Raw genomic sequence first — 24,418 nt, 5'->3', positions numbered from 1 at the left:
GGCCGGAGTACGGGCGATTCCCTAGTCTTCGGCGGCATCGATGGCCTCCCCGGCGCGGCCTGTGCTGGGCTGGGCCGGGCTGCGCACCTCCCGAGACGCGGCACCTGCCGCCGTCCCTGCCGGGCCGCTGCGCGCAACCGGCGGGGCGGACGCGAGGGCCGGGGGCGACTCCCCCGACCCGGCTCCCCGATCCTCCCCACAACAGATCCCCCCCGACCCGATCACGGAGAGACGACAGTCGAGTGATGGACCATCAGTTCATGTGCGGCGGGCCCGGCACGCGGCTTCGCCGGCCCAGGCAGGACGCGTCATGACGGCGCCGGCGATCGTCGCGGACGGCGTACGCAAGCGGTACGGGGACATCCAGGCCGTCGACGGGGTCTCCCTGCGCATCGAAACGGGCGAGTTCTACGGCATCCTCGGCCCCAACGGGGCCGGCAAGACGACCACCCTGGAGATCCTGGAGGGCGTCCGCGAGCCCGACGAGGGCCGGATCGAACTCTTCGGACAGAGCCCCTGGCCGCGCAACCTGGATCTGCTGACGCGGATCGGTGTGCAGTTCCAGGCGTCGTCGTTCCTCGACAAGCTGACGACGCGGGAGACGATCCGGCTGTTCGCGTCGTTCTACCGGGTCGGCGCGCGGCAGGCCGACGCGATGCTGGAGCGGGTCGGGCTGACCGAGTTCGGCAAGGTGCCCGCGGACAAGCTCTCGGGCGGGCAGGCGCAGCGTCTGTCCATCGCCTGCGGTCTGGTGCACGACCCGGAGATCGTCTTCCTGGACGAGCCGACCGCCGGTCTGGACCCGCAGGCCCGCCGCAATCTGTGGGACCTGCTGCGGGACGTCAACGAGGAGGGCCGCACGGTGGTCCTCACCACGCACTACCTCGACGAGGCGGAGGTCCTGTGCGACCGGGTGTCCGTGATGGAGCGCGGCAAGGTGCTCCGGACCGGTGCCCCCGCGGCGCTCGTCCGTGAACTCGACAACATGGTGCGGGTGAGCGTGGAGTCCGGGCTGATCACGCCGGACACCCTGCGGGAGCTGCTGAAGACCGCCGGGGTGGCCGACGCCACGGTGGACGACGACGGGGTGCTGCTGACGGTTGCGACCGTCACGCCGGGACCGGTGCTGTCCGTCCTGGCCGACCAGGGTGCCCTGCGCGGCCTGGAGGTACGCGGCGCCACCCTGGAGGACGTGTTCCTCCAGCTGACCGGACGGGAGTACCGCTCGTGAGCATCGAGGAGACCACCCCGCGGACCGTGGGGGCGACGGCCGGCGGGAGCGCCGGCCCGGACGCGGAGGGCAGCGCCGCCCCGGCGGACGCCGGACGCAAGGGCGGCGGCGGGGGCGCGAAGGGCTCCGGCGGCCGTTCCGGGAAGGACCGCCTCAACCCGGTACGGGAGTTGTCCCGGACCATGATCCTCAGCGTGCTGCGGGACAAGGGCACGATCTTCTTCCTGCTGATCTTCCCGATCCTGTTCCTGCTGTTGTTCGGCACGCTGTTCAAGAGCGACGGCACCGCCCACATCAAGGTCGCCCAGGTCGGTCCGGTGAAGGTGCTCGACTCGCTCACCGCCGACCAGCGCGACCAGCTGGCCAGGACCGCCACCATCACCAGGGTGAGCGACGAGGGGTCGGCCCTGGAGAAGGTCCGCAAGGGCGACTACGACGCGCTGGTCGAGCAGGACGGCGGCACCGTCGTCCTGCGCTACAGCGCCGCCGACTCCGTCAAGGGGGCCTCCGCCCGCGCCACGCTCAACGCGGTGCTGGAGCGGGCGAACCTCGCCGCGACCGGCACACCGCCCACGTACACGCTGAAGGCGGCCCAGGTCGAGGACGAGTCGGTCAAGCCGATCCAGTACCTGACGCCGGGCCTGATGGGCTGGGCCATCGCCTCCAGCGCGGTGTTCAGTACGGCCCTGACGCTGGTGACGCTGCGCCGCAAGAAGATCCTGCAGCGGATGCGGCTGTCGCCGATCCGGGCCTGGGAGGTCGTGGCCGCGCGCATCTCCATGACCATGCTGATGGCGCTGACACAGACCGCGCTGTTCCTGGCCGTGGCGACGCTGCCCTACTTCGGGCTGCGGCTGACCGGCGAGTGGTGGCTGGTGATCCCGCTGGTGATGTGCGGCACGCTGGCACTGATGTCGCTGGGTCTGCTCATCGGCTCGCTCACCCGCACCGAGGAGTCGGCGGGCGGACTGGCGCAGCTGCTGGTGCTGCCGATGTCGTTCCTGTCCGGCTCGTTCTTCTCGCTGGACGGGGCTCCGGACTGGGTCCAGGTCGTCTCGTACATGATGCCGCTGCGCTACCTGGTCAAGGGCAGCGAGGCCGTGCTCAGCCGGGGCGGCGGCCTGTCGGACGCCCTGCCGACGATGGGCGGCATGCTCGCCTTCACGGCGGTCGTGACCGCGCTGACGCTGCGGTTCTTCCGCTGGAACGACAGGTGAGGGCACGTGAGGTGAGTCGCTGACGGACGGATGCTGGGGGCCCTTCGCCGTTCACCGGCGAAGGGCCCCCAGCATCCGCCGCGCCGGGTGGGGCCGGGGTGTCCCAGCCGTCACCGTCGGTCCCGCTGCCAGCGGTTGAGGTGCAGCACCGCTTCCAGGGGCAGGCGGGGGCCCGGGCGGAAGGTGGTGCGCCGGGGGTGGGCGGTCGGAAGGAGCGCGCCCTGGCGGACGGCGGGAGGCAGGCCCAGGAGGTCGGCGACCTCCCGTTCGCGGTCCAGGTGGACCGCCGTCCAGGCGGTGACCAGGCCGCGGCTGCGGGCGGCCAGCGCGTAGCTCCAGGCGGCGGGCAGCAACGACGCCCACAGGCCCGCCTGGTTGCCCTCGGGCAGTCGGCCGCCCGGCACCTCGATGCACGGGATCACCAGGACGGGCACGCGGTGCAGCCGCTCGGCCAGCAGCCGGGCGCCCGACATCACCGAGCGTGCGCCCTCGGGCAGGTCGGCCAGACGCTGCAGCGTCTCGGCGTTGCGGTCGTGGAACGCGGCACGGTATACCGCCGCGACGTCCGCGCGGATCGCGGGGTCGGTGAGGACGATCCAGCGCCAGTTCTGGCGGTTGTTGCCGTTGGGGGCCTGGAGGGCGGTCCGCAGGCAGTCCTTGACGAGCTCGGGGTCAACGGGCCGGTCCAGGTCCAGTCCGCGCCGGACACTGCGCGTGGTCGTGAGCAGTTCCTCTCCGGTGAGGGGCGGGGGCTCGGTCACGGCCGGAGCACCGCCCGGGTGACGAGGGCGAGGTAGGTGGCGACGACGAAGCCCATCGCCAGTGGCATCGGCCAGGCACCTCGTCCGGCGGTCAGGAAGCGCCGGGTGCCCCAGGCGGGCAGGAGGGCCGCGAGGCAGGGCAGGAGTGCGAGCGGACCGCCCGGCGCGAGGAGCAGCAGCTCGCAGCCGACGGCCACGGCGGCGCAGGCGGCGGTGACGGCCGCGCTGCGGCGGGGGCCGAGGTCCGCGGAGTACAGGTGGGCGCCGGGCGGTGCCTCCCAGGCGGTCTTGCGGGCGAACTCGAAGTGCAGGAAGACACCGGCGCACAGGGTCAGCAGCACCGGCCCGCGCCAGTCGGCGGCGACCGTCCCGGCGGCGACGAGTGAGCCGTACACGTAGCAGCCGAGGAGCACCTGCACGGGGTAGGTGACGGCCAGGTTGAGCAGTTGCCGGTCGCGGACGGCGGGCGAGAGCCGTTCCAGGAGGGCGAGGAACAGGCTGTAGGCGAGGGCCGCGAGGATCAGCAGGGCGGCCGCGGCCGACAGGGCGGCGTTCAGGCCGGTGACCAGTACGGTGATCACGGCCATGGCGCCGCGCAGTTCGGCCGTGGTGACGGCGCCGGTGACGAGCGGCCGGTCGGGGTGGTGCACTTGGTCGTAGGCGAGGTCCTTCTGCTCGTCGAGCATGCGCAGGAACAGCAGCGCCAGGACGACGCTGGCGACCCGCAGCCAGGTGGCGCCGGACGGCCGCCAGGCGGTGCCGGTCGCGGCCACCGCCGAACTCTCCAGGGCGAGGACCCACAGCAGTCCGTAGGTGGCGTAGACGTGCGGCCGGAACATGCGCAGCACGAACCGGCCGATCCTGGCGGGGACTTGGGGGGCGGCGACGGTGGTCACTGCGGGTGGTGTCTCCGTTCTGGTGCGGGTCGCGAAGGTGCCGGTGGGCGGTGGCGGGCTCATACGGCGCTGTGGGCGGCCGGCGCGGCGAGGGCGCCGGCGACCGGGCCGGCCGTGTCCGGGTCGGCGAGCCGCAACCGGGCCTCGACGGCCAGGGCGCCGGGCTGGTGCAGGGAGCACTCGATGTCGGCGCCGGGCAGGACCGGGCCGGTACGGCACTCCAGCGGCAGGTCCATCTCGGCGAAGCAGCAGAAGCGCGCGGCCAGGCCGACCGGCAGCGCGGTGGGCGCGGCCAGGGTTCCGGCGTCGACGGCGGCGGTCAGGGCGAGTTGGCGCAGCGCCTCCAGTTCCAGCATGCCGGGCACGTGGTCGACCCAGTGGTCGTACAGGGTGGGGTGGCCGGTGTCGGGGACCAGGCGGGCCGTGCGGGTGCCGTCGGGCGCGGTGCGCGGCGCGGAGATGACCGCGTTGTCGGGGTCGCGGCGGCCGACGAGGGCCGGTTCGACGCGTCGTCCGGGCAGGACGACGGGCGTCTCGGGCAGGCCGAGTGCGCCGCGCTGCCCGGCACGCAGCCGGGTCCAGGCGCGCGGGGGCATCCAGGAGTAGTCGATGCGGGCGAGCAGGGCCTCGCGGGCCCCGATGGTCATGCCGAACCGCAGCCGCAGTCCGGCCACCCCGGCCCGGCCGCGGAACCGGTGTTCGATGTGCGTGGCGATGACCGCCTCGGTGGGGTGGTCGCCGCAGACGAGGGCCGCGGGGTCCGGCACCTCGAACTCGACGGCGCGCAGCAGGAACTTGTGGCCCTGGGGCACGTCGAGGTAGCGGTGGGCGACCACGAAGATGCCCTGCCGGCACGCCTCCAGCAGCAGCATCGGGTCGTGGCGGGCGCGGTCTTCGAGGGTGTCGTGGTAGAAGGCGTGGCGGCGGGGCAACTGCGCGGCGAGCAGTATCTCGTTCTCGCCGTGGCGTTCGGCGTCGGTGAGGAACACCTCGGCGACCGCGGCGCGGTGCACGAGTTCCCTGGGCAGGGTCCGGGTGAACTGCACGGCGCGCTCCTCAGGTGTGCCGGGCGCGCAGTGCGCCCAGATGGCGGCGCCAGGTGCCGGTGTCGGCCCCGTCCAGCACGGGTGCGCGGCCGGGCACCCGCATGGGGAGCACCGAGGAGCCGACGATCACGGCGTCCCACGGATCGAGGTCGGCGCCCCGCTCCCACGCGGTCTCCAGCAGGGCGCGCGGGGTGGCGTCGGGGGCGGTGCCGAGGTGCCGGGACACCGTGTCGCGCAGCCGCTCCACGGCGGGGTCGAAGTCGAGGTCGCGGGGCTTGGTGGCGGCGTACAGCCGGCCGGTCAGTTCCAGGGCGTGTGCGGTGCGGTCCTCGCCGGCGAGCGCGGAGCGGAACAGTTCCGCACGTGAGGCGTCGTCGAAGTGGACGGCCAGCTCGCGCAGCACGTCGGCGGGTTCGTCGGGGGTGTGCACGAGGTTCAGCAGGTAGCTGTGGCGGCCGAGCAGGTGGCGCAGCTGGCCGGGTCGGCGGGCGTCGGGGTCGGTGGGGCCCTTGAGCCGGGTCAGTTCGACGGACGCGGGGACGTCCGGCTCGTCCTCGGGGCGGACGAGCAGCACGAGGGCGTCGGCGTCCTCCAGGAACAGCGCGGCGAGCCGCCTGCGGTAGGAGGTGGCGAGGTTCCACTGGAAGTACCACAGGGAGCGGATCATGGTGCGGGTGAGCCGGGTCACGGCGGCGCCGACGATGCGGTAGCGCTCCTCGGTGAGCCAGCCGACGGCCGCCTCGAGCCGGCGGGCCACGACGGCGTCGGGCTTCAGCAGCAGCGCGGCGTGCCGGTGGGCGAAGCCGGTGACGTCGTCGGTGAGGGCGGCGAGCTGGTCGTGGCTCTCCTGGAAGTAGGTGTCGGCGCCGTACAGCCGCTGCTTGGCCGGGTGGCAGGTGAGCAGCGGGGAGACGGGTATGCCGTGCGCGGGTCCGGTGGGGTGGCCTGGGTTCATCGGTGGGTGCTCCGGTCGGGTCGGTGGGCGGTCTGCTCCGGCGCCGGGCCGAGGTAGCCGGTCGCGAGGCAGTCGTCGAGGAGGCGGCGCAGGTACGGCCGTGCCCCGGTGGCCGGGGGCCGGCGCACGAAGGCGGCGGCCTGGGTGTCGTCGAAGCGGACGCGTCGCCGGAAGTAGGTCTCGTACAGGGCGATGACGCGGTTGTGGTAGGGGCGTTCGCGGTCGGAGAGGGCACCGGCGGAGAACGCGGACGGCGGCACGAACCGCGGCACCTGGAAGGACGGGTACTCGGCGAGGACGTCGGAGAAGTCCCGCAGGGTCAGCACATGGCCGACGGAGTGCAGGGTGCGTCCCTCGGCCTCCCCGAACCGCGTGGCGGCGTCGGTGACCAGGTCGGCGACGCGGTCGACCGGGACGAGGTCGAGGAGGGCGTCGTAGTGGCCGGGCACGGTGCGCACCAGGCCCCGGGTGAGGACGCGCAGCACCGGGTAGATCGTCTTGCGGTCGCGGGCGCGGCCGGTGCGGGAGGCGCCGGTGACGATGCTGGGGCGCACCACGGTGACGGGCAGGCCGTCGGCGGCGGCCTTGCGGACCATGGTCTCGGCGGTCAGCTTGCTCTTCTCGTAGCCGTTGCCCGGGTGCTGGCCGACGTCGAGCTCCTCCTCGCGGGCGACACCGTCGCGTTCCCCGCACACGTACGCGGTGCTGACGTGCACCAGCGGGGTCCGGTGGGCGAGGGCGATGCCGAGGACGTGGCGGGTGCCGGCGACGTTGATGCTCTCGTACCGGTCGTCGGGCAGGCCGAAGTCGGTGACGGCGGCGCAGTGCACGATGCGGTCGGCGCCGGCGACGAGCCGGCGGTCCTCGTCGCTCAGTCCGAGGCCGGGGCGGGTGATGTCCCCGGCGACGGGAACCAGGGTGCCGCGGCCGGGGGTGAGCCTGCGCCCGTTGTTGCGGACCAGGTCGACGGTGCGGTGCAGCAACGGCAGCACGGTGTGCCCGGCGGCGGTGAGCCGCGCGGTCACCTCCGCGCCCACGAATCCGCCGGCACCGGTCACCAGCACGGTCATGGGGTCGGACATCTGGAATCCTCCCGGGGGACGGGTCGGGTGGGGCGATGGGGTCGGGGCGGCCGGGTGTACGGCGGCGGGGCCGGCGTTCGGCCACCGGGTGGCCGGGCCGGGGGCGGTCGCGGCGGGCCGCACGGTCACGGGGCCTTGCGGGAACCGGGCCGCGGCGGCAGGAGACCCCCGTGGAAGGCGGTCCCCGCGAACCGAGCGGTCCGGGAGCCCGCAGGCCGGGCCCCCGCAAGGGCCGCCGCGGCGCGGCACGGCACCAGGGGGAAGCGGTCACCGCGCGACGCGCTCCCGGGCCTCACAGCTCCGCCGCCTGGTGCGGCTGGGTGCCGTTGCCGGCCAGCAGGTCGCGGGCCTCCTCGATCGGGAGCTCCGCGTCCAGGTGGGCGCCGATGCGAAGCCAGTCGTATCCGAGTTCGAGGGTGGCCCGCCAGGTGTCGGCGGACTCGAAGGACAGCGGGAAGGAGTCGGCGCCGACGGCGCCGCGCACCAGGCCGATGAAGGAGCGCAGGTCCGTGAGGAGCATGTCGCCCTGGTCCGGCGTGTCGACGGTGCGCCGCAACAGTTCCCCGGCGTGTTCCTCGACGGGCCCGGCGTCGGACGAGGGGAGCAGGTCGAGGCGGCGGACGAGCTCGGAGTCGGCGGGCAGCGGGTTGACGCCGTGGGCGCTGAACAAGCCGCGCAGCGCGGCGTGCACGGCGCGCCGGGCGGTGAGTTCGGCGACCCGCCACTGGCCGCGCTGCAAGGCGCCGGTCAGGTCCTCTACGGCGTTCTCGACGACGACGTTGGACCAGACGAGCGCCATCGCGGCGGCGGCGAACCGGTCGGCCGGCAGAGGCATCAGGTCGACGGCGCGGGGCCCGGCGACGGCCGCGCCGCGCAGGGAGAGCACCGGGCGCGCGGTGGAGGGCGGCGGGGCGACGGGGCCGGGCGGCGCGGCGAGCGGCAGCGAGGGCGTGAGGGTGCCGCCGCCCTTCCAGGCGAGGCGGATCAGCCCGTAGCGCAGGAACGTGGCGAGCAGGGCGCCCGGGTCGGTGACACCGCTGCCGGCGGTCGTGGCGAGCACCTGGGGCAGCGGCCGGCCGAGGACGAGGGAGCGCCAGACCGTTCCGGCGTCGTCGCCGAGGGCGAACACCTCGCGCCGTCCGCGCAGGACGTGGACCCGGTCGCCGGTCTGCCAGGTGGTGACGCCGTTCACGCGTTCGACGGTGATGCGCTCGGGCTGCCGGGGCACGCCGGTGAGTCCGAGGTCCGCGGCGAAGGCGAGGGTGGCGGTCAGGTGGGTGTGGGCGGCGTCGGGGTCGCCGGGGGCCGGGGCGGCGGCCTCCAGCTGCCAGTAGCGGTCGCGCACGTCGCCGCGGCCGGCGCGGTCGAGTTGCAGGGACAGCCACTTGGGTTCGAGGTAGGTCTCGCCGAGACGGGCCGCCCAGGACTTGACGGTCTGCACGAGGCCCGCGCGGGTCCAGTCGACGGCCTCGCCGCTCTCGCCGAGGCAGAGCAGCGCCATGGCGTGCCGCAGGGACTGGCGGGCGCGGTGGGCCCACCAGTCGGCGGTGATCTCGCGGAACCGCTCGACGGGCAGCAGTGCCCTGACCTCCTCGATCAGGGCGTGGCCGCGCAGCGGGTGGCTGTGCAGCAGCCGCTGGCAGCGGTTGAGGACGTCCTCGGAAAGCCGGCCGGGCCGTTTGGCGCCCTCCTCCACCGCGCGGAACTGCTCGGCGAGCTGACGCACCGACCGGGTGCGGATCTCGACGCGCCGGCCGTCCACGAACAGCAGCGACGGCATGGTCGGCAGGTCGTCCTCCGAGCGGCCGACGAGCAGGAAGTCGATGTCGGAGGAGGGGTTGCCGAACCCTTCCGCTATGGAGCCCTCGAGGGTGACGGCCCACTCGGTGCCGCGGGGCAGTTCGGCGAGGGACTTGTCGAGCAGGTCCTTCAGCTGGTCCTCGGTGAGGATCACGGGTGTGTCTCCGTTCGGGGGGTGTCCTCGGCGGCGGGCGTGGCCCCGTCGGTGGGCGTGGCCTCGTCGGCGGGTGGGTCGGCGAGTACGGTGACCGTCCCGGCGGCGCCGTCGACGCGCAGCCGGCTGCCGCCGCGTATCTCGGTGGTCGCGCCCTTGACCTGGACGACGGTGGGGATGCCCAGCTCGCGGGCGACGACGGCGACATGGGTGAGGGGGCTGCCGCGTTCGATGACGAGGGCGGCGGCCGAGGGCAGCGCGGCCACCCAGCCGGGGTCGGTGCGGTAGGTGATCAGGATGCCGCGGCCGATGTCGCGCGGGGTGTCGGTGACGACGGCGGGTCCCTCGGCGACGCCGGGGCAGCAGGGCGTGCCGTGCAGTTCGCGTGCGCCGCTGCGGGCGGCCGGGCCGCCGGTCCAGCCGGCCCGTTCCAGGTTGCCCGACCAGTAGGGGGCACCGCGGGTGGTGAAGCGCGACGGGGCGTGCAGCTCGCGGTCGACGCTCTGTTGCCTGCGGCGCACGGCGACGAGGTCCCGCAGCTCGGTGTGCACGATCATGCCCTCGTAGGCGCCCTTGATCTCGTCGAGGCGCAGCAGGAACACGTCGTCCCAGGTGTCGAGGGCCCCGGCGCGTGCCAGGTCGCGGCCGAGGGCGCGCAGCATGCGCTTGGCCGCTCCGAAGGCGCGGGTGCGGCAGAACCGGAGCCGTTCCCGGTCGGTCAGCGCGGTCCGGGCCTTGGCGCGCACCCGCTCGTACACGACGCGGCGCGGGCCGCGCAGGTGCGCAGCGAGGTAGGCGTCGACCTCGCCGCCGCGGCCCTGGTCGTGCGCCTCGTCGGTCTCCGGCAGGGCATCGCGCAGCAGGGTGAACAGCCCGGCCGGGTTCTCGTACAGGTCGGGGATCTCGAGCTTGAGTTCGTCGGGGCTGCGGTAGCCGTAGTCGGTGATGTAGGCGTCGACGGCGGCGAGGAAGCCGGTGTGGCCGGCGTCGCTCAGTGCCTGGTACGCCTCGTCGTCCGGGGTGTGCTCCAGCAGGTCCAGGATCCCGGCGTCGGCGCGGGCGCGGGCCGCCAACTCGCGCAGCGCCCAGGCGGGTTCGGCGGACTCGACGGAACCGGCGGGGGCGGCGGCGGACCAGGTGAACCACTCGGGGGCGTCGGGCAGCCAGCGGCGGGTGAGCAGGGCGAGCAGGCCCACGGAGAGCAGGATCGTCGCGTCCAGGGCCTGCATCGGGCCCCATTTCTCGATGAGTTCCCGCTGGAGCCTTCGGAAACGGCGATAGGTCTCGTCGCCGGGCAGGGCGTCGTAGTCGACGTTGTTGAAAACCGCGTACGCCCGGTAGAAATCGCGGTGGAAGGTCTCCACGGATTTCTTGATGGTGAAAAACCGCCGGGCGAAGACGACCGTGCGGGCCAGGCGAGAGAGACGGCCGCGCAGCCCGGGCCGGGGTGTGAATGGGTGGAGACTGCCGGCGAGTTCGTCGGAAATGCTCTCGGCGACACCGAGGGATTTCTCCAGCACACGCCGGTTGAGCGGGTAGAACGGGGCCAGGCGCACCATGCGGTACCAGTGGAACAGGTTGTAGTAGACCCGTCCGTGGATGTGGCCCAGCAGGTGCGGGGTCCACTCCCGCACCTCGCGCAGTTGCTCGCCGCGGACACCGAGGGCGCGGGCGTAGCTCTCGTACACCTTGGCGTAGGTGTCGGCGGCGAAGGTGTAGGTGAGCGGGGAGACGACGCCGCTGAAGCTCTCGATGATGTTGGAGTTGTCCCAGAGCCGCAGCTCGCCGTCGGGCGCTGTCCCGGGTCCGGTGCCGCCGGCCGGGGCGAGGGCGGTGACGGGGCGGCTCTGCAGGATCCACAGAGTGCCGTCGGCGATGGCCCACTCGATGTCCTGGGGGGCGCCGTAGTGCTCGGTGACGCGGACCCCGGCCTCGTGCAGCCGGGCCAGGTCGTCGTCGGTCAGGGACAGGGCGGCGCGGTCCTCGTCGGCGACGGGCGAGACCTCGCAGCCGGACCCGGAGCCGGTGTCGTAGCGCTCGCGCTTGTCCCCGACGACCGTGCTCAGCGCCTGCCCGGTGGCGGCGTCGAGGACGACGGTGTCCGCGTCGACGGCACCGGAGACGAGCCCCTCCCCCAGCCCGAACACGGCGCTGACCACATGGCGGTCGGTGCGGCCGGTCGTCGGGTCGGCGGTGAACAGCACGCCGCTGCGCTCGGCGGCGACCATGCGCTGGACGACGACGGCGACGCCGCCGGTGCCGGGTGGCAGTCCGCGCTGCGCGCGGTAGAGCAGGGATCGTGCGGAGAAGGCGGAGGCCCAGCAGCGACGGACCCGGTCGGTGACGTCGTCGAGGCCGCGGACGCCGAGGAAGCTGTCGAACTGCCCGGCGAAGGAGTGCCGTTCGCCGTCCTCCTCGGCGCCGGAGGAGCGTACGGCGACCGTGCCGCCGCCGGCCTCCCGGTGGGCGAGGGCGATCGCGTCGGCGACGTGGGCGCCGAGTGGTGCCGTCTCGATCAGACCGGCGACCTCCTTCGCGACCTGCTCGGCCTTCGTCTCCCAGCCGTCGGCGAGCAGCCGCGCCAACTGCTCGTCCAGTCCGCTGTCGCGACAGAATTCCGCGAATACGTCCAGGCCGAGGATCGACCACGCCGGCACGGGAAATCCGGACGCGGTGAGCGTGTGGAGGTTTCTTCCCTTTCCGCCGGCGTGCCGGGCGACCAGGGAGGTGCCACTGGACGGTGTCAGGACGTGCAGGGACCGCTGTGCGGATCCCGTGGTGAGCGACAACTCGTTTTCCCTTCAAAGGTGTTACTCAACCTCGCCCGAATGTTTCACGGCGTCTACCGGCCCAAACATCCCGCGGCTCGCCATAGCGGCGTTTCGGTCGTTGTGGCGATTTCAAATTCCCGCTGTTTCCCGGCCGCCGAGGACAACCGGCAGGAACTCGTGGCCACGTAGGACGATCGGTCGCGGCGAGTCGGCGCGATGCCCGGAGGGGGCGCGAGGCCGGGAAAACTCGTCGGCAACCGGCCGAAAGCCACGGTCGCTCCGGCCGGGCCTCCCCTGCCTCCGGGCCTCCGGGCCTCCGGGCCTCCGGGCCTCCGGGCCTCCGGGGAACCGTGCCCACCACGAGCAGACGCGCCGCAGGCCCCATGACCGGGTGCACGAGCCCGCTCCCGGCCGTCCCCGGCAGTGTGAAACACGGCGCCCGCCGGGCGCATCCGTCACCTGACTGCACCCCGCGAGCTGCGGTCACCTCGGTCACCGCCGACCACCACCCGCCGGCCCCGTCCGGCAGGGCGCCGCGCCCGGACCGCGCAACGCGCCCCGCCCGACCTTCGAGGGGATTCCTTAGAGCCCGCGCGCCACGCGCCGAGGCACGGTGGGGGCGGGCTTAGCGTCCCTGGATGTCGGACGCCGCGCAGCGAGACCAGGGAGGCGGGCTTGACCACTGTGACGCTGTCGGGCGGCGCCCTCGTGGGCCGTGCCTCCGAGGCCGCCCGGATACGGCAATGTGTCAGGAACCCCGGTGAGGGCGGCCACGTCCTGGTCGTCACCGGCAGTCCGGGCATCGGCAAGAGCGCCCTCGTCGACACTGAGGTCGGCGAGCTGCGCGAGGCCGGGGTGCGGGTGATGCGGGCCGAGGGCAGCGAGACGGAACGCGAGTTGGCGTTCGCCGGTCTGCACCAGTTGCTGCGGCCGGTGCTGGCGCAGGCACCGATGCTGCCGCAGCGGCAGAGCGACGCGCTGCTCGGCGCGTTCGGCATGTCGGACACGCCGGCCGAGCCCGACCGGTTGCTTCTGCGGATCGCCGTGCTGAGCCTCCTGGCGCACGTGGCCCGGTCGCGGCCGGTGCTGATCGTGGTGGACGACGCCCAGTGGCTGGACCAGGACTCCGTGGACGTGCTGGCGTTCGTGGCGCGGCGGCTGGAGGGCGAGCGGATCGCCCTGCTGGTGCTGGTCCGCGCCGATGCCCCGCTGCCCGCGTTCGCGCGGAACTGCCCGGTGCTGGACCTGGGTCCCCTCGACGCGGAGGCCGCCGGCCGGCTCCTGGACGCGCAGCCGCGCCGTCCCACCGGCCCGTTGCGGGCCCGGATCCTGCAGGAGGCGGAGGGCAATCCGCTCGCGCTGATCGAGTTCGCCCGCTCGGAGCCCGGCCAGGCGCCGGGGCCGGTGGAGCCCCTGCCGCTGGCGGACCGGCTGGAACAGCGGTTCGCCGCCCGGCTGGCCGGCCTGCCCGGTGCCACACGGCAGGCGCTGCTGCTGGCGGCGACGGACCCGGGGGCCGTGTCCGGCCTGGCGCCCGAGGTGTGGCGGCCGGCCGGGCAAGCGGGTCTGGTCGACGTCCGCGACACCGTCGTACGGTTCCGTCATCCGCTGATCCGTTCCGCCGTCTACCACGCGGTGCCGCCCACCCAGCGCCGGGCCGCGCACCGGTGGTGTGCCGCCGCGCTGCGCGAGGCGCCGGACCGGCGGGCCTGGCACCTGGCGGCCGCGGCCACCGGACCGGACGAGCCGGTGGCGCGGGAGATGGAGCGCACGGCGCGGGAGACGGGACGCCGGGGCGGTCTCGTCTCGGCGGCCCTGGCGCTCCAGCGGGCCGCCGAGCTCACCCCGGACCGCCACGAGCGCGCCCGCCGGCTCACCCTGGCCGCCCGACTGGCCGCGCCGACCGGACAGACGGCCTGGGTGGAGGAACTGACCGACCGGGTGCGGACGCTCTGCGACGACCCGGTGCTGCTCGCCCACGCCGCCCTCTGCCGGGGCCAGGCCCTCGCCCTCACCCCGCGTCGCGCCGCCGCCTACCCGCTGCTGACCCGCACCGCGCGCGACCTCACCCCGCACGACCCCGGCGACGCCCTGCAGGCGCTCGCGACCGCCGCCCTGATCTGCTACTACGGCGGCGACTCCGGACAGCGGGACGAACTGCGCCGTGACTTCTTCCGGCTCGCCGCCGCCATCGGCCCGCGCCCGGAGCCGGACCTGGCGTCCCTGTGGATCCGCACCGCCACCGACCCGTCGGCTGACCGTGCCGCACTGCTCGCCGGTGTCCGCCGACTGGCGAGCCTCGACACGGCCGGTCCGGAACCGACGGCGGCCACGGCGACCCTGGCGTGGCTGCTCGACGAGACCGCCCTCGCCCTCGGCCTGTTCGACACCGTGGGCGGGCCCCCGGCGGCCCCTTCCCCGCTGCCCGACGGGCTGCGCTGCGTGGAGGGCTGGGCCTGTCTGGAGTACGGCCGGTGGTCGCGCGCACGGGCGGTCGCGGCGGCCTCGGCGCGCGCGGCGGCGCAGAGTGATCCGCCCTACACGGCGGCGGCCCCGCCCGCGCTGGACGCCGCGGTGCTGGCGTTGCGCGGCGAGACGGGTCCGGCGCGCGCCGCCGCCCTGCAGGCGCTGGATCTCGTCGCCGCGCGGGAGAACCGCTTCGTGACGGTGCGGGCCCGCTGGGCGCTGGGCATGGCGGCGTGGGCGGACGGCGACCACGAGTGCGCGTACGACCAGTTCCGCACGATGTTCACCGCCGAGGGCGACGAGGTCCACTACCACGTCTCCCGTTACGGTCTGGGCGACCTCGCCGCGGCCGCCGTGCGGATCGGGCGGCGGGAGAGCGCCCGCAGGATCGTGGACCGACTCGCGGAACGCACGGCGGGCTCCTCGCCGCGGCAGCGCGCCCAACTCGCCCGGGCCAGGGCGTTGCTGACGGACGGCGAGGAGGCCGAGCACCACTTCCGGACGGCACTCGACGAACCGGGCGCGCAGGAAAGGCCGTTCAGTCACGCGCAGCTGCAACTGGAGTACGGCGAACGGCTGCGCCGCCGACTGCGCTCGGGCCGGGCCCGCCCGCTTCTGGCCGCCGCGCTGGAGACGTTCGTGCGGCTCGGCGCCGAGCCGTGGGCCGGCCGCGCCCGGGCGGAGCTGCGGGCCGCCGGGATCCGCCAGAACCCCGGCGGCCGGGACCGACTGCCCGCGCTCACCCCGCAGCAGAAACAGATCGTGAGCCTGGCCGCCCGCGGGCTGACCAACCGGGAGATCGGCGAACGGCTGCAGCTGTCCCCACGCACCGTCGGCTCCCATCTGTACCGCAGCTTCCCGAAGTTGGGCGTCACCGCACGGTCCCAGCTGCGGGACGTCATCGACGGCCGGCGCACGGCCCCTGGACTGTCCGCCCTCCTCGACGCGGGCGCCGGGGAGGAGAACGGCGGCGGCCCGCAGCAGCACCCGGCCTGACGTGCGCCGCCCGGCGAACAGGGCGGCGCACTCCGTCACGGCCGGCCTTTCGGTGGCGCTCCTCAGCGCTCCTTCAGCGGGTCGGCCCTTCCCGCCGCCGCACGCACCGCGTCCACCAGTTCGGCCTGCCGCAGGATGTCCTGACCGGGCCCCTTGAAGTCGCCGCCGTCCAGCACCGTGTGCGCGAACCGGGCGACCAGTGAGGCGAATTGGTGGCCCGCGGGGAGGGTGCGTTCCTCCACGTGGTCCTGGCGGACCAGCCGCAGCACCGGGCGCAGGGCGGGCGGTGCGGTGAACGCGCGGTCGAGGGTGATGCTGCCCTCACTGCCCCACAGGGTGGTGCCGCACCGGTACGACCGGTCGAAGCCGAACGTGAGCTGCCCGGTGCGCCCGGCCGGGTCGGCGACGAGGGCCGCGCCGGCCACGTCGACGCCGGTGGCGGGGTCGTCCCGCAGCACCGCGCCGTGGACGGTGACCTCCGGCCCGAGGTACAGGGTCGCCGCGCGCAGCGTGTACACACCGGCGTCGAGCAGCGCGCCGCCGCCGAGCGACGGATCGTACCGGATGTCACCGTCGGGCAGCGGCGGGAAGGCGAACTCGGCGGTGAGGTGGCGGGGTTCGCCGATCGCGCCGGCGTCGACGAGAGCCCGTACGGCGTCGTGCTGGCCGTGGTGGAGGAACGCGAAGTTCTCCATCAGCAGCAGCCCGGCGGCGTGGGCGGCGGAGACCAGCTTCACCGCCTGGGCGCGGTCGGTGACGCACGGCTTCTCCGCGAGGACGTGCTTGCCCGCCGCCAGCGCCCGTGCCACCCATTCGGCGTGCAGCGCGGGCGGCAGGGGCACGTAGACGGCGTCGATGTCGTCGCGGGCGAGCAGCGCGGCGTATCCGGTGACCGCCTCACAGCCGAACCGCCGGGCGACGGCCTCGGCCTTGTCGCGGCTGCGGCTGGCGACGGCCGCCAGCCGCACCGACGGCTCGGCCACCAGCGCGGGCAGGGTGGTGCGCTGGGCGATGGTGGCGCAGCCGACCACTCCGACGTTCAGCACTCGTTCCGACACGCTCTCGCTCTCTTCCGGGTGGGGTGGGTGGTGCCGGGCGATCGCTCGGCCGGCGGTTCCACCGGCCGGAGGACGGGGCGACGCCGTCGACGCCGTCGGAGCAACGGCCTGGTCCGTCTCGGCGGACCGGCGACCTGTTCGGCCTCGGCGGCACCCGTCCGGCTCCCCCGCCTCGGCGACCTCGGCGGCCCCGTCCGGCTCCTGGGCCTCGGCGACCCCGTCGGACCGACGGCCCCGCCGTGCCGGCGACCCGACGGAACTGCCGGGCCGGCGCTCGCCGGTCCGGCGGCTCCGGTGATCCGACGGCTCGTCACGCCGAGCCGAACTGCTGGTCGATGAAGTCGAACAGGTCGTCGTCACTGGCCGACTCCAGTTGCTCCTCGACCGCCACGGCCGGCTCCGCCGCCGGGTCGCCGCCGACCGTACCGCCTCCCGCGCCGGCGGCCGGGACCGGCCCGTCCAGGCGGGTCAGCAGGCCGCGCAGTCGGCCGGCGAGCGTGGCGCGGACCGACTCGTCGCCGGCGATCTCCTCGAGCACGCCCGCCAGGCGGTCGAGTTCGGCGAGGACCGGCTGGACGGAGGCGGCGGCTCCCGGCGCGGTCTCGTCGCGCAGGTGCCTGGCGAGACCGACGGGTGTCGGGTAGTCGAACAGCAGCGTGGCCGGCAGTCGCAGCCCGGTGGTGGTGGTGAGCCGGTTGCGCAGTTCGACGGCGGTCAGCGAGTCGAAGCCCATCTCCAGGAAGCCCCGTTCGGCGTCCACGGCGTCGGAGTCGGCGTAGCCGAGCACCGCCGCCGCCTGGTCGCGGACGAGGTCCACGAGGAGGGTGAGCCGGGCCTCGGCGTCGAGTCCGGCGAGCCGCTGCCGCAGCCGCTCCGCCGCACCGGCGCCCTGTGCCGCGGAGGCGGTGCCGGTGCGGCGGCCGGGGGCGGGCCGGACGAGGGACCGCAGCAGGGCCGGGACCTCACCGTCGGGGGTGCGCAGCCCGGCCGTGTCGAAGCGGGCCGGGACCAGCACCGCACGGTCGGTGGCGACGGCCGCGTCGAACAGTTCCAGGGCCTGCTCGGACGGCATCGGTACGACACCGCCGCGCGCCATGCGCCGCAGGTCGGCCCCGTCCAGCTTGCCGGTCATCGCAGACCGCTCCTCCCACAGGCCCCACGCCAGGGACTGGGCGGGCAGGCCCTGGGCGCGCCGCTGCCGGGCGAAGGCGTCCAGGAAGGCGTTGGCCGCCGCGTAGTTGCCCTGTCCCGCGCCGCCGAAGACACCGGCGAGTGAGGAGTACAGCACGAAGGCGCGCAACCGGGTGTCCCGGGTCAGCTCGTGCAGGTGCAGGGCGGTGTCCACCTTCGCGGCGAGCACGGTGTCGAGGTGTTCCCGGGTGAGGGAGCCGATGACGCCGTCGGCGAGGACGCCGGCCGTGTGGACGACGGCGGTCAGCGGACGCCCGGCCGGGACGGTGGCGAGCAGCGCGGCCAGCGCGTCCCGGTCGGAGGTGTCGCAGGCGACCAGGTCGGCGCGGGCGCCGAGCCCGGTCAGCTCCTCGACGAGTTCCCGGGCGCCGGGGGCTTCGGGGCCGCGGCGTCCGACGAGCAGCAGGTTGCGGGCGCCGTGCCGGGTGACGAGGTGCCGGGCGACGAGGCCGCCGAGCGCGCCGGTGGCGCCGGTGACCAGGACGGTGCCGTCCGGGTCGAGCAGCGTGCCCGCGCCGTCCTCGGCGCCGCGGGTCAGGGTCGTGCGGACGAGCCTCGGGACGCGCAACTCGCCCTTGCGCAGGGCGAGCTGCGGTTCGTCGAGGCCCAGCGCGGCGGGCAGCGCCGCGTGGGACTCCTGGGCGCCGTCCCAGTCGAGCAGCACGAACCGGCCCGGGTTCTCGGACTGCGCCGTGCGCACCAGGCCCCAGACGGCGGCGGCCACCGGGTCGGGTGCCCGGTCGCCGTCGTGCACGGTCATGGCGTGCCGGGTGACCAGCACGAGCCGGGTCGCGTTGTAGGTGTCGTCGGCGAGCCACTCCTGCAGCAGCCGCAGCACGCGCCCGGTGGCGCGGCGCACCGCGTCGGCCGTCGCGGCCGTACCGGCGTCGCCGGACAGCGGGTCGGTGTCGTCGCCGAGACCTGGGACGGGGGCCAGCACGGTCGCGGGGACCGCGGTGGCGCCGCCGGCGACGGCGCGGGCGAGGGCGGCCTGGTCCGGGTGGTGCGTGGCGGCGAGCCCGGCGGCCGTCAGCGCGGCGACCGTGCCGGGGTCGGCGTCCGCGTTCAGGACGGCCCAGGCGCCGGCGACGCGGGCCGGGGCAGCGGCCGGGGTCACCCAGTCCACCTCGTGCAGATGGCGGGCGGCGGCGTGCCGGTCCCCCAGCCGGCCGGCGTCGGGCAGCGGGCGCAGCGTCAGTCCGGCAACGGTGGCGACGGGCCGGCCGTCGACCGTGGTGACGTACAGGGTCACCGCGTCGGGCCCGGTCGGGGTGAGCCGCACCCGCAGCGCCTCGGCGCCGGGGTGGTGCAGGCGCACACCGGTCCAGCTGAACGGCATGACGGCGGCGGAGGCCGCGGGGGTGAGGCCGACGGTCTGCACGGCGGCGTCGAGAAGCGCCGGGTGCAGCCCGTAGCGGGCGGCGTCGGCGGCGATGCCGGCGGGCGGTTCGACCTCGGCGTAGACGTCGTCGCCGAGCCGCCATGCGGCGGTCAGGCCCCGGAACGCCGGGCCGTAGGCGAAGCCGCCCTCGGCGAAGCGGTCGTACAGGCCGTCCACGGCGACGGGTTCGGCGCCCTGCGGCGGCCAGGCAGCGAGCGGCGCGTCGTCGTCCGGTGCGGTGTCCGGGGTGAGCCGGCCGACGGCGTGCCGCGTCCAGGGTTCGTCGTGCGTGGCGTCGTCCGGCCGGGTGTGGACGCTGACCTGGCGTGCCCCGTCCTCGCCGGGGGCGCCCACGGTGACCTGGACGTGGACGGCGCCCTGTTCGGGCAGGACGAGCGGTGCCTCCAGGGTGAGTTCGTCGACGGTGGGGCAGCCGACCCGGTCGGCTGCGAGCAGCGCCAGCTCCAGGAAGGCGGTGCCGGGCAGGACGGCCGTACCGTGCACGGCGTGGTCGGCGAGCCAGGGGTGGCTGCTCAGCGACAGCCGCCCGGTGAGCAGGTGGCCGTCGCCGCCGGCGAGCGCGGTGCCCGCCGTGAGCAGTGGATGGTCCCCGGCGACGAGGCCGGCTGCCGCGAGGTCGGGCATGGCCGGCTCGGCGTCGAGCCAGTAGCGGGCCCGCTGGAAGGCGTAGGTCGGCAGGTCGGCCCGGCGGACCGGACGGCCGGCGAAGTATCCGGCCCAGTCGGGGCCTGCGCCGTGGACGTGCAGGGTGGCCAGGGCGGTGGTGATGGCGCTGTCCTCGGGCCGGTCGCGGCGCAGCAGCGGTATGACGACGGCGGCGTCCGGGTCGGTGAGGCAGTCGCGGGTCATGGCGCTGAGCACCCCGTCGGGACCCAGTTCGACGTATGCGGTGACGCCCTGGCGTTCCAGGGCGGCGAGGGCGTCGGCGAAGCGGACCGTGCCGCGCACGTGGCGCACCCAGTAGTCGGGGTCCTCCAGTTCGCCGGGTGCGGCGCTCTCGCCGGTCAGGTCGCAGACGACGGGCACCGCGGGGGCGGCGTAGGCCAGGTCGCGGGCGACGGCGGCGAAGGGCGCCTGCATGGGTTCCATGCGCGGCGAGTGGAAGGCGTGGGACACGGTCAGGCGCTTGGTGCGCAGCCCGGCCTCCCGCCACGCCTCGGCGAGTTCCTCGACGGCTTCCTCGTCGCCGGAGACCACCACGGACGCCGGGCCGTTCACGGCGGCGACGGCCACCCGGTCCTCGTAGGTGCGCAGCGCCTCGACGACCTCGGTCTCGCTCGCCTGCACGGACAGCATGGCGCCGCCGCCTGGGAGTTCCTCCATCAGCCGGCCGCGGGCGGCGACCAGACGGCAGGCGTCGGCGAGGCCGAGGACCCCTGCGACGTGGGCGGCGGCGAGCTCACCGACGGAGTGGCCGACGACGACGTCGGGGCGCACCCCCCAGTGTTCCAGCAGCCGGAACTGGGCCACTTCCAGGGCGAACAGCCCGGCCTGGGTGTAGGCGGTGCGGTCCAGCAGGGCGGCGTCCGGGGTGCCCGCGGGAGCGAACAGCACGTCCTTCAGGGGGCGCTGGAGTGCCCGGTCGAGTTCGGCGCAGACGGCGTCGAGGGCGTCGGCGAAGACGGGGTACGCGGCGTACAGTTCACTGCCCATGCCGGGACGCTGGCTGCCCTGGCCGCTGAAGAGGAACGCGGTGCGTCCGCCGCGGCGCCGCACGCCGCGCAGCACACCGGGGGCCTCCCGGCCGTCGGCCAACGCCCCCAGCGCGCCGAGGAGTTCGTTGCGGTCGCGGCCTACGAGGGCCGCCCGGTGGTCGAACGCGGTGCGCCCGGTGGCCAGCGTGTGAGCGATGTCGAGGTCGCTCGCCGCGTCCTGCCGTGCGGGATCCTTCAGGTGCGCCAGCAGCCGGGCGGCCTGGGCGTGCAGCGCGTCGGCGCTGCGCCCGGACAGCATCCAGGGAACCGCCTCGCCGGAGGCGGCGGGGACGGTCGCCCCCTCCGACGAGACGGCGTTCTCGGCGCCGGCGGCCACGGGGGCGGCCGGCCGCTCCTGCGGCGCGGCGGCCGGGAGAGCGGTGCCGCCGGTGGCCGCCGGGGCCTCGGCGGGCGGCTCCTCCAGGATGACGTGGGCGTTGGTGCCGCTGATGCCGAACGCCGACACGCCGGCGCGGCGCGGCCGGTCCGCGCCGCCGGGCCACTCCACGGGCTCGGTCAGCAGCGCCACCGCGCCCTCGTTCCAGTCGATGCGTGTGGACGGCCGGTCGGCGTGCAGGGTGCGCGGGAGCAGTCCGTGCCGCATCGCGAGGACCATCTTGATGACGCCGCCGACACCGGCGGCTGCCTGGGTGTGCCCGAGGTTTGACTTGAGGGCGCCGATGCGCAGCGGCCGGTCCGCGGGCCGGTCCTGGCCGTACGCCGCCATCAGGGCCCCCGCCTCGATGGGGTCGCCGAGCCGGGTGCCGGTACCGTGCGCCTCGACGGCGTCCACGTCGGCCGGGGACAGCCCGGCGGCGGCCAGCGCCTGCCGGATGACGCGCTGCTGAGCGGGGCCGCTCGGCGCGGTGAGGCCGTTGCTCGCGCCGTCCTGGTTGACGGCGGAGCCGGCGAGCACCGCCAGCACCGGGTGGCCGTTGCGGCGGGCGTCGGACAGCCGCTCCAGGAGCACCATGCCGACGCCCTCGGCCCAGCCCGCGCCGTCGGCGTCGTCGGAGAACGCCTTGCAGCGGCCGTCCGCGGACAGCGCCCGCTGCCGGCTGAACTCGATGAAGGTGTCCAGCGAGGAGATCACGGTGACACCGCCGGCCAGCGCCATGGTGCACTCACCGCTGCGCAGCGCCTGGGCGGCCATGTGCAGCGCGACCAGCGACGACGAGCAGGCGGTGTCGACGGTGACGGCCGGGCCCTCCAGTCCGAGGGTGTAGGAGATGCGCCCGGAGGCCACGCTGCCGGCGCTGCCGGTGGCGAGGTAGCCCTCGAAGTCCTTGGGGGAGTGCTGCACCCGGGAGCCGTAGTCGTGGTAGTTGGAGCCGACGAACACGCCGGTGCGGCTGCCGCGCAGCGCGACCGGGTCGATCCCGGCCCGCTCGATCGCCTCCCACGACGTCTCCAGCAGCAGACGCTGCTGCGGGTCGACGGCCAGCGCCTCGCGCGGGCTCATCCCGAAGAACTCCGGGTCGAAGTGGTGCGCGTCGTACAGGAATCCGCCGCCGCGGGCGTAGAAGGTGCCCGGCCGGTCGGGGTCGGGGTCGTAGGCGCCCCTCAGGTCCCAGCCTCGGTCCTCGGGGAAGGCGGACACGGCCTCGCCGCCGCGCAGCAGCAGCCGCCACAGGTCCTCGGGGCTGCTCGCCCCGCCCGGGTAGCGGCAGCTCATCGCGACGATGACGACGGGGTCGTCGTCGACCGCACCCACGGCGGACACGGCACCGCGCGCCGGGTCCTCGCCGGCGGGGGCGGCGCCGAACAGGTCCCGGTGCAGCCGCTCGGCGAGGGCGGTCGCCGTGGGATGGTCGAAGACGAGGGTCACGGGCAGCCGCAGCCCGGTGGTCTCCGCGATGGTGTTGCGCAGCGCGACGGCGGTCAGCGAGTCGAAGCCGAGATCGCGGAAGGCCCGCTCCTCGTCGATCTCCTCCGGCCCGGAGTAGCCGAGCGCCCCGGCCGCCAAGGTCCGTACCAGCGCGAGCAGTTCGCGGCGCTGTTCTTCGTACGGCAGCCCGGAGAGCCGTGCCGTGACCGCGTTTCCGTCACCGCCGGCCGCCGCGGTGGTCCGCCGGGCCGCGTCGGCCTCGCGCACCTCGGGCAGGTCGGCGAGGACCCGGGCGGGCCGGTCGGCGTGGGCGTACGCGTAGGTCTCCCAACGGACGTCGGCCACCGCCAGCACCGGTTCGGCGCCGAGGACGGCCTGTTCAAGGGCGGTCAGCGCCGACTCGGGGTCCATGGCGGGCATACCGGAGCGGGCCAGCCGCTCCCCCGTCTCGCCGGCGGCCAGACCGCCACCGCCCCACGCGCCCCACGCGATCGACGTGGCGGGCAGCCCGTCGGCGTGCCGGCGGCGGGCGAGCGCGTCGAGGAAGGCGTTGGCGGCGGCGTAACTGCCCTGGCCGGGCCCGCCGAGGGTGCCGGCGAGCGACGAGAACAGCACGAACGCCGACAGGTCCAGGTCACGGGTCAGTTCGTGCAGGTGCCACGCGGCGGCGGTCTTCGGCCGCAGTACGGTCTCGGCGCGCTCGGAGGTCAGTCCGTCCAGCACGCCGTCGTCCAGGACACCGGCCGCGTGGACCACCGCGGTGAGCGGCCGGTCCTCCGGTACGGCGGCAAGCAGCGCGGCCAGCCGGCCCCGGTCGGCGACGTCGCACGCCGCCACGGTGACCCGGGTGCCGAGCTCCGTCAGCTCCGCCTCCAGCTCGGCCGCACCGGGCGCGTCCGGCCCCCGGCGTCCCACGAGCAGCAGGTGTCCGGCGCCGTTGCGGGCGAGCCGGCGTGCCACCTGGGCGCCGACGCCTCCGGTGCCGCCGGTGATGAGCACCGTCCCCTCCGGCGCCCACGGGGAGGGCGTGGCGTCGGGCCGCCCGGCCCGCACCAGTCGCCGTACGAAGAGCCCGGTGCCGCGCACGGCCAGCTGGTCCTCGTCCGGCGTCCCCGCCAGCGCGGTGACCAGCCGGGCGCCGGCCCGCTCGTCGAGTTCGCACGGCAGATCGACCAGCCCGCCGAACCGCTGCGGGTACTCCAGCGCCGCGATCCGCCCGAGCCCCCAGGCCTGCGCCTGCACCGGTGCGGTCAGCCGGTCGGCGCGGCCCGTCGACACGGCACCCCGGGTCCCGATCCACAGCGGCGCCGCGACACCGGCGTCCCCGAGCGCCTGTAGCAGCGCGGTGGTGAGCGCGAGCCCGCCGGGCAGCGCGCTGCCGGTGGCGTACGGCGACTCGTCCAGCGCCAGCAGCGACAGGACCCCGGCCGGCGCGGCGGGCCGGTCGTCGGCGCTCGGCGCGCCGGTGAGCAGCGCGGTGAGGCCCGCCCGGTCGGTGCCCGCGGCCACGCTCAGGGTCGTGACGCGGGCGCCGTGCCGGGTGAGGGCGTCGGCGACGGAGGCGGCGAACGCCGCGAGCGCGCCCTCGTCTTCGGGCAGGACGAGCAGCCAGTCACCGTCCAGTGCGACCGGCCGGGACTCGCGGCCGACCGGCTTCCAGACGACCTTGTAGCGCCAACTGTCCAGCGCCGACCGGGCAGCCTCGTCCTTGCGCCACTGCGCCAAGGCCGGCAGGACCTCGGCCAACGGCTCGCTGTCCGCCAGCTGGAGCGCGTCCGCGAGGGATTCGAGATCCTCGCGCTCGACGGCCTCCCAGAAGCGGGCGTCCACGGTGTGCGAGGTGCCTGCGGCCGCCGCGGGAGCGGCCTTC

Annotated in this window: 11 protein-coding genes and 1 pseudogene; 3 read left to right on the top strand and 9 right to left on the bottom strand. The window is 75.2% G+C overall.

Annotated elements, in window-relative coordinates; genetic code table 11:
• Positions 1-310: 310 nt before the first annotated feature.
• Both AC5WS8_RS36925 and AC5WS8_RS36920 read left to right on the top strand, forming a co-directional pair.
• Positions 311-1,231, top strand: coding sequence for an ABC transporter ATP-binding protein (locus tag AC5WS8_RS36925; protein ID WP_496107857.1), 921 nt, complete (start codon positions 311-313; stop codon positions 1,229-1,231).
• Positions 1,228-2,448 carry an ABC transporter permease gene (locus AC5WS8_RS36920; RefSeq protein WP_496107856.1) on the top strand — a complete coding sequence of 407 codons (1,221 nt, stop codon included), beginning with the start codon at positions 1,228-1,230 and terminating at the stop codon, positions 2,446-2,448. Before AC5WS8_RS36925 ends, AC5WS8_RS36920 begins: the two co-directional genes overlap by 4 nt.
• 110 nt (positions 2,449-2,558) lie before the next feature.
• Here the strand turns inward: AC5WS8_RS36920 and AC5WS8_RS36915 are convergent, their stop codons facing one another.
• The 7 genes from AC5WS8_RS36915 to AC5WS8_RS36885 all read right to left on the bottom strand — a co-directional run bounded on the left by AC5WS8_RS36915 (position 2,559) and on the right by AC5WS8_RS36885 (position 11,931).
• The gene (locus AC5WS8_RS36915; protein WP_496107855.1) at positions 2,559-3,209 is read right to left on the bottom strand and encodes a nitroreductase family protein; all 651 of its coding nucleotides are present in this window, start codon (positions 3,207-3,209) and stop codon (positions 2,559-2,561) included.
• Positions 3,206-4,105, bottom strand: coding sequence for a hypothetical protein (locus tag AC5WS8_RS36910; RefSeq protein ID WP_496107854.1), 900 nt, complete (start codon positions 4,103-4,105; stop codon positions 3,206-3,208). The genes AC5WS8_RS36915 and AC5WS8_RS36910 overlap by 4 nt, the downstream gene beginning before the upstream one ends.
• Before the next feature lie 59 nt (positions 4,106-4,164).
• A complete protein-coding gene (locus AC5WS8_RS36905; RefSeq protein WP_496107853.1) occupies positions 4,165-5,151 on the bottom strand; it encodes a ScbA/BarX family gamma-butyrolactone biosynthesis protein in 987 nt (328 codons plus the stop codon).
• A gap of 10 nt (positions 5,152-5,161) precedes the next feature.
• Positions 5,162-6,106: a nucleoside-diphosphate kinase gene (locus AC5WS8_RS36900; RefSeq protein ID WP_496107852.1), complete on the bottom strand. Its 945-nt coding sequence runs from the start codon at positions 6,104-6,106 to the stop codon at positions 5,162-5,164.
• On the bottom strand, positions 6,103-7,188 hold the full coding sequence (locus AC5WS8_RS36895; protein ID WP_496107851.1) for an SDR family oxidoreductase: 1,086 nt from the start codon (positions 7,186-7,188) through the stop codon (positions 6,103-6,105). The genes AC5WS8_RS36900 and AC5WS8_RS36895 overlap by 4 nt, the downstream gene beginning before the upstream one ends.
• Positions 7,189-7,480: 292 nt before the next feature.
• Entirely contained in the window at positions 7,481-9,142 is a 1,662-nt protein-coding gene (locus AC5WS8_RS36890) for a nucleotidyltransferase family protein (protein WP_496107850.1), read from the bottom strand.
• A complete protein-coding gene (locus tag AC5WS8_RS36885; protein WP_496107849.1) occupies positions 9,139-11,931 on the bottom strand; it encodes a phosphoenolpyruvate synthase in 2,793 nt (930 codons plus the stop codon). Before AC5WS8_RS36885 ends, AC5WS8_RS36890 begins: the two co-directional genes overlap by 4 nt.
• A 666-nt stretch (positions 11,932-12,597) precedes the next feature.
• Here AC5WS8_RS36885 and AC5WS8_RS36880 point away from each other — a divergent pair.
• Complete coding sequence (locus tag AC5WS8_RS36880; protein ID WP_496107862.1) at positions 12,598-15,375, top strand: AAA family ATPase; 2,778 nt, start codon at positions 12,598-12,600, stop codon at positions 15,373-15,375.
• 62 nt (positions 15,376-15,437) lie between these two features.
• Here AC5WS8_RS36880 and AC5WS8_RS36875 read toward each other — a convergent pair whose 3' ends face one another.
• Both AC5WS8_RS36875 and AC5WS8_RS36870 read right to left on the bottom strand, forming a co-directional pair.
• Positions 15,438-16,433, bottom strand: a complete 996-nt coding sequence (locus AC5WS8_RS36875; RefSeq protein WP_496107848.1) for a Gfo/Idh/MocA family protein — start codon at positions 16,431-16,433, stop codon at positions 15,438-15,440.
• Between the two features lie 310 nt (positions 16,434-16,743).
• Positions 16,744-24,378, bottom strand: a pseudogene (locus AC5WS8_RS36870) (SDR family NAD(P)-dependent oxidoreductase); the annotation flags it as partial.
• Positions 24,379-24,418: the final 40 nt, after the last annotated feature.

Source organism: Streptomyces sp. PTL18 (genome assembly GCF_059510295.1).
The sequence above is the reverse complement of the archived record's forward strand: the minus strand, read 5'-3'. Positions and strand labels throughout refer to the sequence as shown.

Coding starts and splice junctions, on each gene's coding strand:
- AC5WS8_RS36900 (WP_496107852.1), bottom strand. CDS start 6,106: ATGAACCCAGGCCACCCCACCGGACCCGCGCACGGCATACCCGTCTCC.
- AC5WS8_RS36925 (WP_496107857.1), top strand. CDS start 311: ATGACGGCGCCGGCGATCGTCGCGGACGGCGTACGCAAGCGGTACGGG.
- AC5WS8_RS36895 (WP_496107851.1), bottom strand. CDS start 7,188: ATGTCCGACCCCATGACCGTGCTGGTGACCGGTGCCGGCGGATTCGTG.